Genomic DNA, 18,309 nt, shown 5'->3' on the forward strand with positions numbered 1-18,309 from the left:
GGCATGTCCCAGTGGTATGTACGGCAAGCTGATGGAGCATGGGAGGGAGTACGTGCTCGCCTTGGTTTCATGAAAGCCATCGCCTGTGCTTGGCGTGACTAATGAAGATGGCTCCAACTCGGCCGCTAACATCAAAGCCTACCCCGTGCTGCAGCCAATTCCGCAGCAGGAAATGGACCGCACCAGCGGTAAAATCACCCAGAATATGGGCTACTAAAGCCCTGATTTCAGGAACATAAATAAGGCCCGGTTTCGCTCTGAAACCGGGCCTTATTTATGAGAGGGTACCCATTTTGCCCCTTATTGCCTCTACCCATCTGCTATGTCAATGAAAGCTAGCGCGTTTGCCTTTGTTCTGCTCCTGAGCTGCTCCGCGGCTCGCGAAGTCACCGCCCAAGTGCGCCTGCCGCGCCTGGTGAGCGACGGCATGGTGCTGCAGCGCGACGCCGACGTGAACGTGTGGGGCTGGGCCAAACCCGGCGAAGCCGTGACCGTGGCCTTCCTGGGCAAAACCTACAAAGCCAACACCGGCGCCGACGGACAGTGGCGCGTGAAGCTGCCGCGGCTGAAAGCCGGCGGGCCTTATGAGATGAACGTGAAGGGCAGCAACCAGCTGACCGTGAAAAATATTCTGGTCGGCGACGTGTGGCTGTGCTCTGGCCAGTCGAATATGGAAACGCCCATGAGCCGCCTCACCGACAAGTACCCCGAGGTAATTGCCAAGGCGGCCAACCCCCAGATTCGGCAGTACGAGGTGCCGCTGACTTACAACTTGCAGCGCCCTCAGCAGGACGTGACCGGCGGCAAGTGGATTGCGGCCGACCCGCAAACGGTGTTGAAGTTTTCGGGCGTGGCCTACTTCTTTGCCAAGGAAATTAACGCCAAGTACCAGGTTCCCGTGGGCATCATCAAGGATGCTGTGGGCGGCTCGCCGGCCGAAGCCTGGCTGAGCGCCGACGCCCTGAAGCAGTTCCCAACCGTCGAGCAGCAAGCCGCCAAGTACCGCGACAGCGCCATGGTGGCAGGCATTCGCCAGCGCGAAAGCGCCGCGGTGTCCGACTGGTACAAGCAGTTGTATCAGGCCGACCAAGGGGAGGCGCGCGGCCAGGTAAAATGGTCGGCACCGGCCTACGACGCCAGCAGCTGGGCCACCATGCAGGTGCCGGGCTACTGGGCCAACGCCACCCCGCTGGGGCCGGTGAATGGCGTGGTGTGGTTTCGGAAAGAAGTGGACGTGCCCGCCAAGCTGGCCGGCCAGCCCGCACGCCTGGAGCTGGGCACGCTCGTCGATGCCGATTCTACCTACATCAACGGCCAGCTGGTGGGCAGTACCGGCTACCAGTACCCGCCCCGCAAGTACGAGGTGAAGGCTGGCGTGCTCAAGCCCGGCAAAAACGTGGTGGTGGTCCGCCTCATCAGCAACACCGGGCGCGGCGGCTTCACTCCTGAAAAGAAATACGAACTCACGGCCGGAGGCCAGACCATCGACCTGCGCGGACCCTGGCAATACAAGCTGGGCGCCACTATGCCGCCCACGCCCGGCACCACCTCGTTTCAGTTCACGCCCGGTGGCCTCTTCAACGGCATGATAGCGCCGGTACTGCCCTACGCCATCAAGGGTGTGCTCTGGTACCAGGGCGAGAGCAATACCGGCCGGCCGCAGGAATACCAGGCGCTAATGACCGGCCTGATTGCCGACTGGCGCCAGCTGTTTGGCCAGCCCAAGCTGCCGTTTCTCTACGTGCAGCTGGCCAACTTTATGGCCGCCAAGCCCGAGCCCGGCGAGAGCGGCTGGGCGGGAGTGCGCGACGCGCAGCGCCGCACCCTGGCCGTACCCAATACGGGCATGGCCGTAATTACAGACGCGGGCGAGTGGAACGACATCCACCCGCTGGACAAGCAAACGCCTGGCCACCGCCTGGCGCTGGCTGCCCAAAAAGTTGCCTACGGCGATTCCAAAATAGTTTCTTCCGGCCCCCTCTACCAAGGCATGCAAGTAACCGGCAAACAAGTCGCGCTTAAGTTTTCGGACGTGGGCGGCGGACTCACGGCCAAAGGCGGGGGACCGTTGAAAGGCTTTGCCGTGGCCGGCCCGGACAAAAAGTTTGTGTGGGCCCAGGCCAAAATTGAGGGCAACAAAGTGGTGGTTTGGAACGACCAGGTGCCGAACCCCACCGTGGTGCGCTACGCCTGGGCCGACAACCCGGAGGGCGCCAACCTCTACAACAAAGAAGGCCTGCCCGCTTCCCCTTTTACTACCGAGCCCGCGCTGTCGCCAGCCACGGGCCGGCTCTAAATCTGCTCCATGAAATACCTCCTCGGCTACGACATCGGTAGCTCTTCAATAAAAGCCTCGCTGCTGGACATCAGCACCGGCAAGTGCGTGGCCGCGGCCACCTCTCCCAAAAAGGAGATGGAAATAACCGTGGCCCAGCCCGACTGGGCCGAGCAGCGCCCCGAGCGCTGGTGGCAGGAAGTGGTGAACGCCACCGCCGAGCTCAAGGCCGAATACGGCTTCGACACCTCGCTAATTGCCGGCATCGGCATAACCTACCAAATGCACGGACTGGTGCTGGTAGACAAGGCCGGCCAGGTGCTGCGCCCCGCCATAATCTGGTGCGACAGCCGGGCCGTGGAGTACGGCAACCAGGCATTTGAGGAGCTGGGCGAAGAATATTGCCTGAGCAACTTCCTGAACTCGCCCGGCAACTTCACGGCTTCCAAGCTCAAGTGGGTGCGCGAAAACGAGCCTGAGGTGTACGCCCAGATTCACAAAATTCAGCTGCCCGGCGACTACATTGCCTTCAAGCTGAGCGGGCAGCTGCAAACCACCGTTTCCGGCTTGTCGGAGGGCGTGTTCTGGAATTTTAAGCAGCAGGCCATTGCCCAGGAGCTGCTCGACTACTACGGCATCAGCGCCGACTTGCTGCCTGAGGTGGTGGACACGTTCTCGGTGCAGGGTCATCTCAGCGTTGAGGCCGCGGCGGAATTGGGACTTACGGCTGGCACAAGTATCAGCTACCGGGCCGGCGACCAGCCCAACAACGCCTTCTCGCTGAATGTGCTGAACCCCGGCGAGGTGGCGGCCACGGGCGGCACTAGTGGCGTGGTTTATGGCATCAACGAAACCAACACGCCCGACCCCCGCTCGCGGGTCAACTCCTTCGTGCACGTGAACAGCACGCCCGCGCAGCCCCGCAACGGCGTGCTGATGTGCCTGAACGGCACCGGCATCCTCAACAGCTGGCTGCGCAAAATTGTGGGCGAGCTGCCCTACGACCGCATGAACCAACTGGCCGCCCAAGCGCCGGTAGGAGCGGAGGGCCTCGTGTTTCTGCCCTTCGGCAACGGCGTGGAGCGCATTCTGGAAAACCGCCCGGCCGACGCCGAACTGCGCGGCCTCAACTTTAACATTCACAGCCAGGCCCACGTGCTGCGCGCCGCCCAGGAGGGCATTGTGTTCGCCCTGAACTACGGCATGGACATCATGCGGGCCAGCGGCGTGCAGGTGCGCAAGGTGCGCGCCGGCAACGCCAACATGTTCCTGAGCCCGGTGTTCCGCGAAGCTTTCGTGAACAGCGGCAACGTGGAGCTGGAGCTCTACAACACCGACGCCGCCCAGGGCGCGGCACGCGGCGCGGGCATCGGCGCGGGCGTGTACGCCAGCCCGGCCGAAGCCTTCGGCGGCCTCGAACGCATTCTCACCGTGGAGCCCAACGACCAGCTCCGCGAACAATACCAAGCCGCTTACGGCCGCTGGCAAAACGCTTTATCTCACCTTATTCCCAACTCCATCACAACCCCTTCCTATGTCTAGCAACACGCTTTCCAAGACTGAATTTTTCACGGGTATCGATACCATTCGCTTCGAGGGTCGCGAGTCGGACAACCCGCTTTCCTTTAAATGGTACGACGAAAACCGCGTGGTTGGCGGCAAGACGATGAAGGAGCACCTGCGCTTCGCCGTGTCGTACTGGCACACCTTCACCGGCACTGGCGGCGACCCGTTCGGCCCCGGTACCAAGCAGTTTGCCTGGGACTCGCACCACGAAATCATCGGCCGCGCCAAGGACAAGATGGACGCCGCGTTTGAGTTTTTCACCAAGCTCGGCACGCCCTACTACTGCTTCCACGACATTGACCTGGTGGAGGAAGGCGACTCGCTGGCCGAGTACGAGCGCAACCTCCAAACCATCGTCGACTACGCCAAGCAGCACCAGCAGGACAGCGGTGTGAAGCTGCTCTGGGGCACGGCCAACGTGTTTTCGCACCCGCGCTACATGAACGGCGCCAGCACCAACCCCGACTTCCAGGTAGTGGCCCACGCCGCTACGCAGGTCAAGAATGCCATCGACGCGACCATCGCGCTGGGCGGCGAAGGCTACACTTTCTGGGGCGGCCGCGAGGGCTACATGACCCTGCTCAACACTAGCATGAAGCGGGAGCTCGACCACATGGGCCGCTTCTTGAGCATTGCCCGCGACTACGCCCGCCAGCAGGGCTTCAAGGGCAAGTTCTTCATCGAGCCCAAACCGGCCGAACCCACCAAGCACCAGTACGACTTCGACGCGGCCACGGTCATTGGCTTCCTGAAAGAATACGGCTTGGAAAAGGACTTCATGCTGAACCTGGAAACGAACCACGCTACGCTGGCGGGCCACACCTTCCAGCACGAGTTGCAAATAGCCGCTGACAATAACATGTTGGGCTCGATGGACGCCAACCGCGGCGACTACCAGAACGGCTGGGATACCGACCAGTTTCCCAACAATATCAATGAGTTGACGGAGTGCATGCTCATCATTCTGGAGCATGGTGGCATCTCGCCTGGCGGCATCAACTTCGACGCCAAAACGCGCCGTAACTCGACGGACCTGGAAGATATTTTCGTGGCCCACATCAGTGGCATGGACACCTTCGCCCGCGCCCTGGTGGTGGCGAATGACATCCTGGAAAAGTCGCCTTACAAGAAGTTTCGCACGGAGCGCTACGCCTCGTTCGATTCCGGCCAGGGTGCCGAGTTCGAGCGCGGCGGCCTGACCCTGGAAGACCTGCGCACCATTGCCCACAAATCGGGTGAGCCCACGCCCAAGAGCGGCAAGCAGGAGTGGCTGGAAGCCATTATCAACCAGTACATCTAAGCGACAATCAGCAAAAAAGACCGTTGTGCTGCGTGTAGTCGAAGCGGCTCTGCCACGAGTGAAACCCCTTCGCTGCAACGAAGCGGCAGGGCTGCTTTGATTACGCACAGCACAACGGTCTGAAGATTAAACTCTGCGAAGAGTTAACCCAAAAACAGAACTGGCCGGCCGCCAAGTGGTGGGAATAGCAAGGCGGCCAGCTGGGGATGTTTTGCCGACTGCCCCGGGTTCGAGTGAACCCGTTGGCAGGCGGCGGCTCCGGCGTTCCGGCACGAAGATAGGCCCGTTGGTGAGCGGGCCAAACTTCACGCGAGCCACTGTGCTTGCAGGCCGGAACGTCGTTTTGCCGTCGGCTGGTGCCAAGGCACCAGCTTGGAGGCCAAACCTCACTCACCATTGACCTTATGACCATGAACTTTCCCAAACGCCTGGCGGCGGTAGCCACTTTAAGCTTCGCTGTTTCAACTGCTGCCTCGGCCCAACCGAAGGAAGGCGCAAGCCAAACCGTGCAAATGACCGTGCAGGCCGGCGACCCCAAGCTGCAAATCAGCAAGCACATCTACGGGCACTTTGCCGAGCACCTGGGCCGCTGCATTTACGGCGGCTTTTGGGCCGATAAAGATTCGAAGGCCCCACAGCAGGGCCGCATCCGCATGGATATTGTGGAGGCCCTGAAGAAAATCAAGGTGCCCAACCTGCGTTGGCCCGGCGGCTGCTTCGCCGACACCTACCACTGGCGCGATGGCGTGGGCCCTACGGCCCAGCGGCCCAAAATGCTGAACATGTGGTGGGGCAATAATTTAGAAGACAACAGCTTCGGAACTCATGAGTTTCTGGAGCTCTGCAACCTGCTCGGCACCGAGCCCTACCTGGCCGCCAACGTGGGCAGTGGCACGGTGCAGGAAATGGCGGGCTGGATGGAATACCTCAACTCCAACGACGATACCCCGCTGGTGCTGGAACGCCGCAAAAACGGCCACCCGGAACCATACAAGGTGACGTGGTGGGGCATCGGCAACGAAAGCTGGGGCTGCGGCGGCAACATGACCGCCGAGTATTACACCGACGTGTACAAGCGCTACGCCACGTTCGCCCACAACTACCCGGCCTCGCCGGGGCTGAAGAAAATTGTGAGCGGCGCCAACGGCGACGATGCCCACTGGACGGAAACGTGCATGAAGAACATCCCGCTGAACCAGATGTGGGGCCTCACCCTGCACCAGTACACGCTGCCCACCGGCAGCTGGACCGGCAGCAAGGGTTCGGCGACGAATTTTGACGAGGCGCAGTACTTCAACACCCTGAAAAACTGCCTGAAGATGGAGGCCGTGGTGACCAAACACGCCGCCATCATGGACAAGTACGATAAGGACAAGAAGGTGGCGTTGCTCGTAGACGAATGGGGCGTGTGGACCGATGTGGAGCCCGGCACCAACCCCGGCTTCCTGTACCAGCAAAACACCCTGCGCGACGCCCTGGTGGCCGGCACCACGCTCAACATCTTCAACAACCACTGCGACCGGGTGCGCGGCGCCAATCTCGCCCAGGCCGTGAACGTGCTGCAGGCCGTCATCCTAACGGAAAAGGACAAAATGCTGCTCACGCCCACCTACCACCTTTTTGACCTCTACCAGGTGCACCAGGACGCGCAGTACCTGCCGCTGCAATTCAGCAGCCCGGACTACGCCGTGGGCAACGATAAAATACCGGCCCTGAACGCCTCGGCCTCCAAGGATGCCAAGGGCGCGGTGCACATCTCCCTGGTAAACCTGGACCCGAACAAAGCCCTCAAGCTGGAAACGGCCCTGGCTGGCGTGAGCTGGAAAAACGTGACCGGCCGGATTTTGACCTCGGCCAAAATCAACGATTACAACACGTTTGACAAGCCCAACAACGTGAAGCTGGCTGTTTTCTCCGGGGCCAAAAAGCGCGGCGACAAGCTGGCCGTGGAGCTGCCGCCGAAGTCGGTGGTGGTGCTGGAATTAAAATAAGTATTCGCCGAGGCGGCTGTGGCTGGTGCCCGGCTGCCCCCTCAGTTAGAACCGATGATGAAGCCTCAGAAAGCCCTCGCATACCTCACGCTGGCCGGCCTTGGCCTAGGTTTCGGCCCGAAGGCAGACCAGCCCTTGAAAGATGCTTTCAAGAAGGATTTTTACGTGGGCGTGGCCCTCAGCAACCGCCAGGTTAGCGGCCGCGACCCCAAGTCGATGGACCTGGTTAAGCAACAGTTTAACACCATCAGCCCGGAGAACCTGCTGAAGTGGGAGGCTGTGCATCCGCAGCCCACCCAGTACAACTTCAAGCCGGCCGACGACTACGTGGCCTTTGGGCAGCAAAACAAGATGTTCACCATCGGCCATACCCTGATGTGGCACCAGCAAACGCCCAAGTGGGTGTTTGAGGACGCGGAAGGCAAACCCGCCAGCCGAGAAGTGCTGCTGAAGCGGCTGGAAGAGCACATCAACAGGGTGGTGGGGCGCTACAAGGGCAAAATTGCGGGTTGGGATGTGGTGAACGAAGCCATTGACGACCAGCAGGGCGACCTGCGCAAAACCAAGTGGCTGGAAATCCTCGGCGAGGATTTTGCCGCCAAGGCCTTTGAGTACGCCCGCAAGGCCGACCCCAAAGCGCAGCTTTACTACAACGACTACAGCCTATACCGCCCCGAAAAGCGGGCGGGCGTCATCAAACTAGTGAAGAGCCTGCAGGCGAAGGGCATCAAGGTAGATGCCATTGGGATGCAGGGCCATTACGGCCTCACCAAGCCCAGCCTGGACCAAGTGGAGGCTAGCATTGTGGCCTTCTCGCAACTGGGCTGCAAGGTCAACTTCACGGAGCTGGACATCGACGTGCTGCCCAACCCCAGCCGCCGCCAAGGCGCCGACATCGCCGAAACCTTCAGCGCCGACGCCAAATACAACGTGTACACCACTGGCCTGCCCGACTCGGTGCAGCAGCAGCTGACCAAGCGCTACGCCGACCTATTTGCCCTGTTTCGCAAGCACCGCAACGTTATCGACCGGATTACCCTCTGGGGCGTCTCGGACGCCGACTCCTGGCTGAACGACTGGCCCATTCGGGGCCGCACCAGCTACCCTTTGCTGTTTGACCGCAATCTGCAGCCGAAGCCTGCAGTCAAAGCGGTGTTGCAGGCGGCCAAGTAAGGCTTGAGAAGAAACCGCAACGACTTTCAAGGAAGTAGCAAAGTTCGAGCAAAACCACGGTCATGCAGAGCGCAGCGAAGCATCTCGCGTGGGGTAGTAAATGATTACTCAAGCACGCGAGATGCTTCGCTGCGCTCTGCATGACGAGCTTGATTATTAAGCTGGCCAATACATTCTACGCTATGAAAACGATATCCTTCCGCCTATTGCTGCTGCCCTTGGCAGTTCTGCTTAATACCGTCGGCGCGCTGGCTCAAACAACCTTGCCGGTCGGCGCGACTACTGTCGCGTTCAAGAAGGGCAAAGGCGACTTCACGCTGGCTGCGGCGGGCAAGACCGCGCCCATCTATGTCAGTGCCAGCGACTGGCCGGGGGTGCTGCGCGCTGCCAAGGACCTGCAGGCCGATGTGCAGCGCGTGACTAAGGTTGCGCCCGCTTTCGCCACCACCAAGCCGGCAGGGCAGGAGGTCGTCCTCATCGGTACCATCGGCAAAAGCCCGCTGATTGACCAGCTGATTAAAGACAAAAAGCTCGATGCCAAGGGCGTGGCCGGGCGGTGGGAAACCTTTGTGCGGCAGGTGGTGGAAAAGCCCATGCCCGGCGTAGAGCGCGCCCTGGTAATTGCCGGCAGCGACAAGCGCGGCACCATCTTCGGAATTTACGACCTCTCGGGCCAGATTGGCGTGTCGCCGTGGTACTGGTGGGCCGACGTGCCGGTGCAGCCCCAAAGCGCACTTTACGTGGCACCCGCCCGCTACACCCTGGGCGAGCCCGCCGTGAAGTACCGCGGCATTTTCCTCAACGACGAAGCGCCGGCGCTCTCGGGCTGGGCCAAGGAGAAGTTCGGCGGCATCAACTCCAAGATGTACGTCCACGTGTTTGAGCTGATTCTGCGCCTGCGCGGCAACTACCTGTGGCCCGCGATGTGGGGCAACGCCTTCAACGACGACGACAAGCAGAGCCCGGTGCTGGCCGACGAGTACGGCGTGGTGATGGGCACCTCCCACCACGAGCCCATGGTGCGCTCGCAGCAGGAGTGGAAACGTTTTGGCTCCGGGGCCTGGAACTACCAGACCAATGCCAAGCTGCTCCAGGACTTCTGGCGGCAGGGCATCCGGAACATGGGCACCAAGGAAAGCATCGTGACCGTGGGTATGCGCGGCGACGGTGACGAGCCCATGAGCGAGGGCAGCAACATTGCCCTGCTCGAAAAAATTGTGGCCGACCAACGCCAGATTCTGGCCGAAGAAACCCGCAAGCCCGCCGACCAAACCCCGCAGCTGTGGGCCCTCTACAAGGAAGTGCAGGACTACTACGACAAGGGCATGCGCGTGCCCGACGACGTGACCCTGCTGCTCTGCGACGACAACTGGGGCAACATCCGCAAGCTGCCCAAAGTGGGGGAGAAGCCCCGCAAGGGTGGCTACGGCATCTACTACCACTTCGACTACGTGGGCGGCCCGCGCAACTACAAATGGCTGAACACGAACCCGCTGCCGCGAATTTGGGAGCAGATGCACTTGGCGCACGAGTACAAAGCCAACGAGATTTGGATAGTGAACGTGGGCGACCTTAAGCCCATGGAACTGCCCATCAGCTTCTTCCTCGACTACGCCTGGAACCCTGACCGCATTCCGGCTACCGGCGTGGCGGCTTACACGCAGCGCTGGGCTGCCCAGCAGTTTGGCCCGACGTACGCTGCTGAAATCGGCGACATCTTGGCGAAATACGCCAAGTACAACGCCCGCCGCAAGCCCGAATTGCTCGACGCCAACACTTACAGCCTGGCCACCGGCGAGTGGGCCACGGTGGTGGCCGAATACAACCAGCTCCTGGCCCGGGCCGAGGCCATCAACCAGAAGATTCCCGCCGCCAGCCGCGACGCCTACTATCAGGTAGTGCTGCACCCCGTGCAGGCCTGTGCCAACCTCAACGAGCTGTACTACACCGTGGCCCAGAACCGCGAGGCAGCCAAAACGGGTCAGGCTACCACCAATGCGCTGGCCGAAAAAGCCAAGGCTCTGTACGCAAACGACGCGGAGATTACCAAGCGCTACCATGCGGTGGCCGGCGGCAAATGGAACCACATGATGGACCAGACGCACATCGGCTACACTTACTGGCAGCAGCCGGAGGCGAACAAAATGCCCGAGGTAACGACCTTGCAGGCCGGCACCGCCGCGGCCCCGGTTGCCGCAGCCAAGCCTGCCGCTGCTGAAACCGCCGCTTACGTTTCGCTCGAAGCCGAGCAGTACACGCAGGCCGTGAACGCCGGCCCCATCACTTGGCAGCTCCTGCCCGACCTGGGCCGGACCGCCGGCGCCGTCACGACTTTTCCGGTCACGGCCGCGCCTACTGCCGCGCCGGGCGGCAGCAGTCCGCATCTGCAGTACCGCATCACGCTGACTCAGGCCGGCCCCGTGACGGTGAGCGCCTACCTGGCCCCGACACTGGACTTCACTAATACCACCGGCCTGCGTTACGCCGTGTCCATCGACGACGAGGCCCCGCAGCTCGTGAACCTGCACACCGGCCTGGCTCCGGAAAATGGCAACCGGCCTTGGCAGCAAGCAGTAGCCGAGAGCATCATTCTGAAAACCTCGCAGCACAACGTGGCCGCGGCCGGCACGCACGTGCTCAAGTTCTGGCGCGTAGACCCCGGCGTGGTGCTCGAAAAGCTGGTGGTGAGCACGGGCGCGCTGCCCGCTACTTACCTTGGTCCGCCGGCGAACGTCACTTCAAAGCCTAAAAGCGAAAAGAGTAGTCTGGGCCGGCGTTAAGCTCCTAGTAAGTACTCAATTCAGCAATAGTGATGAAAAAAGAGAAGTTTTTGCTTTTGGCCATGTGGCTGGCACCTGCCCTAGGCTCGGGGCAGACGGTGGGTTTGCAAGGCTTTCCGGTATCGGCGGTGCGCTTGCTCGACGGTCCCTTTCGGGAGGCCCAGCAGACCGACCTGGCCTACATAATGGCCCTCAACCCCGACCGCCTGCTGGCGCCTTACCTGGCCTCCGCGGGCCTGCCGCCCAAAGCCGAGCGCTACGGCAACTGGGAAAACACCGGCCTGGATGGCCACATGGGTGGGCACTACCTCTCGGCCCTGGCCTACATGCAGGCCGCGACCGGCAACGAGCAGGTGCAGCAGCGGCTCAATTACTTTATTGACCAGCTGGAAGCCTGCCAACAGAAAAGCGGGAACGGCTACCTGGGCGGCGTACCCGGCGGCCTGGCCATGTGGGCTCAGGTGAAGGCCGGCAACATCAAGGCCAATGGTTTTGGGCTGAACGATAAGTGGGTGCCCCTCTACAACCTGCACAAAACCTACGCCGGCCTGCGCGACGCCTACACGGTGGCCGGCAGCGAGAAAGCCCGCGGCATGCTCATCAAGCTCACGGATTGGTTTGTAGACCTGACGGCCAAACTCAGTGACGCGCAACTGCAGGACATGATGCGCAGCGAGCACGGCGGCCTGAATGAGATATTCGCCGACGTGGCCGCTATCACCGGCGAAAAGAAGTACCTGACGCTGGCCCAGCGCTTTTCGCACCAGGCGGTATTACAGCCCCTGCTGGCTGGCAAGGATGTGCTCAACGGCATGCACGCCAACACCCAGATTCCGAAGGTTATCGGCTTTGAGCGGGTGGCCGCAGTGGGCGGCGACCCGGCCTGGGCCAGCGCCGCGGATTTTTTCTGGAAAACCGTGGTGGAAAACCGGACGGTTTCCATTGGGGGCAACAGTGTGAGCGAGCACTTCAACCCGACCAGCAGCTTTGCCTCCATGCTGGAGAGCACGGAAGGGCCGGAGACGTGCAATACCTACAATATGCTCAAGCTCAGCAAGGACTTGTACATGGCCAACGGCGCGACCAAGTACCTGGACTACTACGAGCGGGCGACCTACAACCACATACTCTCCTCGCAACACCCGGAGCAGGGGGGCTTCGTGTACTTCACCCCGATGCGTCCCCGGCACTACCGCGTGTACTCGCAGCCTCAGGAAGGCTTCTGGTGCTGCGTGGGCTCGGGCCTGGAAAACCACGGCAAGTATGGCGAGCTGGTGTACGCGCACCGCGGGCAGCAGGAAATGCTGGTGAATCTGTTTATTCCTTCCACGCTCACCTGGGCCGAGCAGGGGCTGACCCTAACCCAACAGACGACGTTTCCCGCAGAGGAGCGCACGCAGTTGAAGCTGAGCCTGAAAAAGCCGCGCACCTTTGCGCTCAGCATTCGGCAGCCGCGCTGGGTGCCCGCGGGCCAGCTGCAGGTGCAGGTCAATGGCAAGCCGGTGGCGGCCAGCACTACCTCGCCGGGCTACCTCACGCTAAACCGCAAGTGGCGCTCGGGCGATGTGGTGACCGTGGCCCTGCCCATGACCACCACAGCCGAGTATATGCCGGATAAGTCCTCCTGGGTGTCGTTTGTGCACGGCCCGGTGGTGCTGGCCGCCGTGACAGATACCACCGAATTGAAGGGCCTGCGCGCCGACGGTGCCCGCATGGCGCACGTGGCTGGCGGCCGGCTTTATCCCATTGAGGAAGCTCCCGTGCTGGTGACCACCAGCCAGAACGTTGCCGAGGGCATCAAGCCCGTGGCTGGCCAGCCGCTCACCTTCACGGCTGCCGGCCTGATTGATGCCGAGCAGTACCGCAACGTGAAGCTGGTGCCGTTCTATCAGGTTCATGATGCCCGCTACATGGTGTACTGGCCCGTGACCACGCCCACCGGCCTGGCGGCGCGCAAGGAAGAGCTGCGGCGCAAAGACGCAGAAAAACGGGCGCTTGCCGCCCGCACCGTGGACCAGGTGACCCCCGGCGAGCAGCAGCCCGAGTCGGACCATGGCTTCCAGGGCGAGCAGACCGAAACGGGTATCCACCGCGACCGGCATTGGCGGCACGCCAAGGGCTGGTTCAGCTACAACCTCCGCAATGCTAAGCGCGACGCCCGCACGCTCCGCGTGACCTACGCGGGCGGCGATAAGAACCGCCAGTTTAACATTCTGGTGAATGGGAAGCTGTTGGCAAAAGTGCAGACGGAAGGCAATCAGACGGGCGATTTCTACGACGTGGAATACCAGCTGCCGGAAGCCTTCCGGCAAGCAAATGCGCCAACGGTGCTCACTGTGAAATTCCAGGCGGCAGCGGAGTCCACAGCGGGCGGCGTGTACGATGTGCGCCTGCTGAAATAGCCCTCTAAATCTGATTTAGCCCATAGCGACACTAAGAAATAAAACGCACCCCTTGAAAAGCACTTTCCCCAACAATATGAAAATCAAACAGCTCAGACTACTTCTATCCTTCACAATGGCGTCGCTGCTGCCTGTTTTGGGGGTGTTTGCACAATCGATTGAGTTGGTCAATCCCATCCTCAATGGCTTTTATCCTGACCCCAGTATCGTGAAAGTAGGGGCCGATTATTACCTGGTGAATTCCACGTTTTCCTACTTTCCGGGCATCCCGGTGATGCACAGCCGCGACCTCAAGAACTGGAAGCAGGTGGGCAACGTCATCAGCCGGCCCTCGCAGATGAACTTCCTGGGCGACCGGATGACGCGGGGCCTGTTTGCGCCCGCTATTGAGTACCACAACGGCACGTATTACGTCACGTGCACGCTGATTGACCACAAGGGCAACTTTGTGGTGACGGCTAAGAACCCGGCCGGGCCCTGGAGCGACCCAACTTTCCTGCCCCAGGTGCGCGGCATCGACCCTTCGCTGTATTTCGAGGGCGACAAAGCCTACGTCATTTACAACAGCGACCCGCCCGACAACAAGCCGCTGTATGACGGCCACCGCTCCATCAAAATCATCGAGATGAACCCGGAAACCCTGCAAACCGTGGGCGAGGCGAAAATTGTGGTGAATGGGGGAGTGGACCTGAGCAAAAAGCCAGTCTGGATAGAGGGCCCGCACCTGATGAAGCGCAACAACTGGTATTACCTCTATGCGGCCGAGGGCGGCACCTCGGTGAACCACACGGAGGTGGTATTCCGCAGCAAGGAGCCGCTGGGGCCGTTTGTGCCTTACGAGAAGAACCCCATCCTCTCCCAGCGCGAGCTGCCGAAGGACCGCAAAGACCCCATCACTTCGGCTGGGCACGCGCAGTTTGTGGAGGGCCCGGATGGCAAGACCTACGCCATTTTCCTGGCCGTGCGGCCCTACGAGGACAATTTCTACAACACTGGCCGCGAAACGTTCATCGTGCCCGTGGAATGGAAGGACGAGTGGCCGGTGATGGTGCCCGGCCCCAACGGGGTGCAGTACAGCTACAAAGCCAATTTCCCGGAGGTGAAGCAGCCCGGCGCCCGGCCTCAGAACGGCAATTTCGGCTATACCCTCACTTTCGAGAAACAGCTGGACCCTGCGCTGCTGTTTCTGCGCACCGTGGACAGCACCAACTTCTCCCTGAGCAAAGCCAAGGGGCTCACCCTGAAGCTCAAGCCCGAGACCTGCGCCGAAACTGGCAACCCGGCCTTTGTTGGCAAGCGGCAGCAGCACCTAAACTGCACCACCGAAACGGAGTTGACTTTCGCGCCGAAAGCCGCAAACGAAAAGGCCGGCTTGGCCATCTTCCAAGACGAGAAGCACTTCTACTACCTCTGCAAGTCGGTAGAAGGCGGCAAGCCCATGCTGCAGCTCTTCAAGAGCACCGCCGACGCGAAGCAGCCCGAACTGCTGGCCCAGGCGCCGCTGAAATCGGCCACGGGCAGCGTGCAGCTGCGCATTCAGGCGCAGGCCGATGCTTACAACTTCCAGTTTTCGGAGGGTGGCAAGTCCTGGACCATGCTCAAAGACAAGGTGGATGGCAAGTTCCTGAGCACGCAAGTGGCGGGCGGCTTCATCGGCTGCGTGTTCGGAATGTATGCCACCTCATCGGGGCAGCCCACCACCAACACGGCCTCTTTCAAGTGGCTGAAGTACGAGGGTAACGACCCCATGTATAAGAAATAATACTGTCATAAAACAAACGGCAAAAACAGGCCATCATGCGGAGCATTCCGCGCATCAAGCGGCGAGCGCAGCCGCAGTCGAACCGGAGGTTCGACTGCGGCTGCGCATGACGGCCTGTTTTCGTTGATTTTCAAAGCAGCTTCTTCAGCTATTCCCCAATTTTCATGCGTTTCCCCTTACTTTTTTGCGCGTTGATGCTTGCTGTTACCACTTCCCAGGCCGCCGGGCCCGTAGTTGTTGGCAGCCCCGATGGGGCGGTGCAGGTGAGCGTGGACGTTGATGCCCAGGGCCAGCCCACCTACGCCGTACGCTACCGCGCCGCCGAGCTGCTGCGCCCCTCGCGCCTGGGACTGCAGCTGGCTAGCGCCGACCTTTCGCAGGGTCTCAAGCTGACGAAGGCCGACAAGGTGACCTCCGTGACCGACAACTACCAGCTGGCCACCGATAAGCGCGCGAACTGCCGCTACCGAGCCAACCGCCGGGTGGTGCACTTCGCCGGCAGCGCAGGGCAACCCACGCTGAGTGTAGTGTTTCAGGTGTCGAACGACGGGGTGGCATTTCAGTACCTCATCGAAGGCAAAAGTGCCGATGTGCAGCGCATCACAGCTGAGCAAACCAGCTTCCACCTGCCGGCGGGCGCCAAGGGCTGGCTGCACCCGCACGCCAAAGCCCAGACCGGCTTTGCCAATACGCAGCCCTCGTACGAGGAGAACTACCAGCGCGGCATTGCGGCCGGCACGCCGTCTACCATTGGGCAGGGCTGGTCGTTTCCGGCCCTGTTTGAGACGGGCGGGCGCTGGGTGCTGCTCACCGAGGCCGGCATGGGCCGCAGCTACGCCGGCACCCACCTGGCCCACGAGTCGCCCGATGCCGACTACCGCATCGCCTTTCCGCAAGCCCCCGAGCGGACCACGCCCGACGCGCCGCTGCTGCCCGAAAGCCGCCTGCCGTGGCGCTCGCCCTGGCGCGTTATCGTGGTGGGCAGTTCGCTGGCGCCCATCGTGGAATCGACGTTGACCACCGACCTGAGCGCCCCTGCCACCACGCCCGTGAACATGGAGGCGCCCGGCAAGTCGTCGTGGTCGTGGGTGCTGATGGGCGACAAGAACACGACCTACGACGTGCAGCGCCGCTTTATTGACTACTCGGCCGCCATGGGCTGGCGCTACTGCCTGGTCGATGCGCTGTGGGACACGCAAATAGGCTACGAGAAAACGGCCGAGCTGGCGCAGTACGCCCGCTCCAAAAACGTGAGCCTGCTGGTGTGGTACAACTCCAATGGCAACTGGAACGAGGCGCCCCAAACGCCCACCAAGGTGCTGTTTGACGCCGATAGCCGCCGCAAGGAGTTCGCCCGCATCAAGCAGATGGGGGTGGCGGGCATCAAAGTCGACTTTTTCGGCGGCGACGGGCAGTCGTTCATGAACTACTACCAGGACCTGATGACCGACGCCGCCCAGGCCGGTCTGCTGGTGAATTTCCACGGAGCTACCCTGCCCCGCGGCTGGAACCGCACCTACCCCAACCTGATGACGGTGGAGGCCGTGAAGGGCTTCGAGTTCCTGACCTTCGACCAGCGCAACACCGACCAGGAGGCCACGCACTGCGCCACGCTGCCCTTCACCCGCAACGCCGTGGGGCCGATGGACTTCACGCCGATGGCGTTTTCGGAAATCAACGGCAAGCAGCGCCGCACCTCCAACGCCTTTGAGCTGGCCTTGTCGGTCGTGTTTCAGTCGGGCATTCAGCACTACGCCGAGGTGCCCGAAGGCATGGCCGCGCAGCCTGCCTATGTGCAGGACTTCGTGAAAAAACTGCCGCCGCGCTGGGCCGACGTGAAGCTGCTCGATGGCTTCCCCGGCGAGTACGCGGTGCTGGCCCGCCAGGCGCCCAACGGCAAATGGTACGTGGCCGGCATCAACGCCACCGACGCGCCCAAAACCATTTCACTCGACCTCAGCAAGCTCGGCCTGGCCAGCGGCACCCTCATCACCGATGGCGCTACCAACCGCAGCTTCAGTACCCGGGCGGTGGGCGGCAAAACCCTTAGCGTGACGCTGCCCGCCCAAGGTGGCTTCGTGGTGCAGCCCTAGGCCCGGCCTGCTTGGCCGGGCCAATGAACAAGGTCCGCTGCCCGGACTGCAACGAGTAGTCGCCGCTTGATAATTAGTTGATGAACCTACCTGAAGCTATGAAAAACGCATTTCCCGTCCTGTTGAGCGTCGCTTTGCTGAGCGCAAGCAACGCCTCAGCTCAGAAAGCCGTGATGGAAGCGCCCACGGGCTTCGACCAGCCCGTTGCGGGCAGCGCCACCGGTCGCCTGGACAGCATCAGCTATACCTCGAAAACGGTGGGCACGGTCCGCAAGGCGCTGGTGTACACGCCGCCGGGCTATTCCAAAAAGAAGAAGTACCCGGTGCTGTATTTGCTGCACGGCATCGGGGGCGACGAAAAGGAATGGCTTAAGGGCGGGCGCCCGCAGGTGATTCTGGATAATCTGTACGCGGCCGGCCAGCTCCAGCCCATGCTGGTGGTGATGCCCAACGGCCGGGCCATCAAAGACGACCGGCCCATTGGCAATATCTATGGCCCGGATAAAGTGGCTGCTTTTGCCAACTTCGAAAAAGACCTGCTCACCGACCTCATCCCTTATATCGAAAAGCGCTATCCGGCCCTCACCAACCGCGAGAACCGGGCCGTTGCCGGGCTGTCGATGGGCGGCGGCCAGTCGCTAAACTTCGGGCTGGGCAACCTGGATAAATTTGCCTGGGTGGGTGGCTTTTCGTCGGCGCCCAACACCAGGCTGCCCGAGCAGCTGGTGCCCGACGTAGCCAAAGCCAAGAAGCAGCTCAAGCTGCTCTGGATTTCGTGCGGCGACGCCGACGGCCTGCTGCCCATCAGCCAGCGCACGCACGACTATCTCTACGAGCACAACGTGCCGCACGTGTACTACCTCGAAGCCGGCGGGCACGACTTCAAGGTCTGGAAAAACGGGCTGTACCTGTTCGCGCAGCAGCTGTTTAAGCCCGTGGATGCGGCGGCGCTGCCCACCTATACCGT

11 protein-coding genes are annotated in these 18,309 nt (G+C 61.6%); all 11 read left to right on the top strand.

Annotation, left to right across the window (positions count from 1 at the left end; genetic code table 11):
• Positions 1 to 94 precede the first annotated feature (94 nt).
• A complete protein-coding gene (locus BMZ66_RS26340) occupies positions 95 to 217 on the top strand; it encodes a RagB/SusD family nutrient uptake outer membrane protein (RefSeq protein WP_143080455.1) in 123 nt (40 codons plus the stop codon).
• Positions 218 to 322: 105 nt separating this feature from the next.
• On the top strand, positions 323 to 2,296 hold the full coding sequence (locus tag BMZ66_RS24680; protein WP_092679056.1) for a sialate O-acetylesterase: 1,974 nt from the start codon (positions 323 to 325) through the stop codon (positions 2,294 to 2,296).
• Positions 2,297 to 2,305: 9 nt separating this feature from the next.
• Positions 2,306 to 3,817: a xylulokinase gene (locus tag BMZ66_RS24685; protein WP_092679057.1), complete on the top strand. Its 1,512-nt coding sequence runs from the start codon at positions 2,306 to 2,308 to the stop codon at positions 3,815 to 3,817.
• Positions 3,810 to 5,141, top strand: a complete 1,332-nt coding sequence (xylA, locus tag BMZ66_RS24690) for a xylose isomerase (RefSeq protein ID WP_092679058.1) — start codon at positions 3,810 to 3,812, stop codon at positions 5,139 to 5,141. Before BMZ66_RS24685 ends, xylA begins: the two co-directional genes overlap by 8 nt.
• Positions 5,142 to 5,551: 410 nt before the next feature.
• Positions 5,552 to 7,132: an alpha-N-arabinofuranosidase gene (locus BMZ66_RS24695; RefSeq protein WP_092679063.1), complete on the top strand. Its 1,581-nt coding sequence runs from the start codon at positions 5,552 to 5,554 to the stop codon at positions 7,130 to 7,132.
• A 54-nt stretch (positions 7,133 to 7,186) separates the two neighbouring features.
• On the top strand, positions 7,187 to 8,305 hold the full coding sequence (locus BMZ66_RS24700) for an endo-1,4-beta-xylanase (RefSeq protein ID WP_234795223.1): 1,119 nt from the start codon (positions 7,187 to 7,189) through the stop codon (positions 8,303 to 8,305).
• Positions 8,306 to 8,487: 182 nt separating this feature from the next.
• Positions 8,488 to 11,085 carry a glycosyl hydrolase 115 family protein gene (locus tag BMZ66_RS24705; RefSeq protein ID WP_092679065.1) on the top strand — a complete coding sequence of 866 codons (2,598 nt, stop codon included), beginning with the start codon at positions 8,488 to 8,490 and terminating at the stop codon, positions 11,083 to 11,085.
• A gap of 32 nt (positions 11,086 to 11,117) precedes the next feature.
• Positions 11,118 to 13,487: a glycoside hydrolase family 127 protein gene (locus BMZ66_RS24710; protein WP_092679059.1), complete on the top strand. Its 2,370-nt coding sequence runs from the start codon at positions 11,118 to 11,120 to the stop codon at positions 13,485 to 13,487.
• A gap of 115 nt (positions 13,488 to 13,602) precedes the next feature.
• Positions 13,603 to 15,249 carry a glycoside hydrolase family 43 protein gene (locus BMZ66_RS24715; protein ID WP_214607067.1) on the top strand — a complete coding sequence of 549 codons (1,647 nt, stop codon included), beginning with the start codon at positions 13,603 to 13,605 and terminating at the stop codon, positions 15,247 to 15,249.
• Positions 15,250 to 15,443: 194 nt separating this feature from the next.
• On the top strand, positions 15,444 to 17,342 hold the full coding sequence (locus BMZ66_RS24720) for a glycoside hydrolase family 97 protein (RefSeq protein ID WP_214607068.1): 1,899 nt from the start codon (positions 15,444 to 15,446) through the stop codon (positions 17,340 to 17,342).
• Positions 17,343 to 17,440: 98 nt separating this feature from the next.
• The coding region (locus BMZ66_RS24725; protein WP_143080456.1) for an alpha/beta hydrolase at positions 17,441 to 18,309 on the top strand (869 nt) is incomplete at its 3' end.

Origin of the sequence: Hymenobacter arizonensis (assembly GCF_900115775.1) — a bacterium.
Classification (GTDB): domain Bacteria; phylum Bacteroidota; class Bacteroidia; order Cytophagales; family Hymenobacteraceae; genus Hymenobacter; species Hymenobacter arizonensis.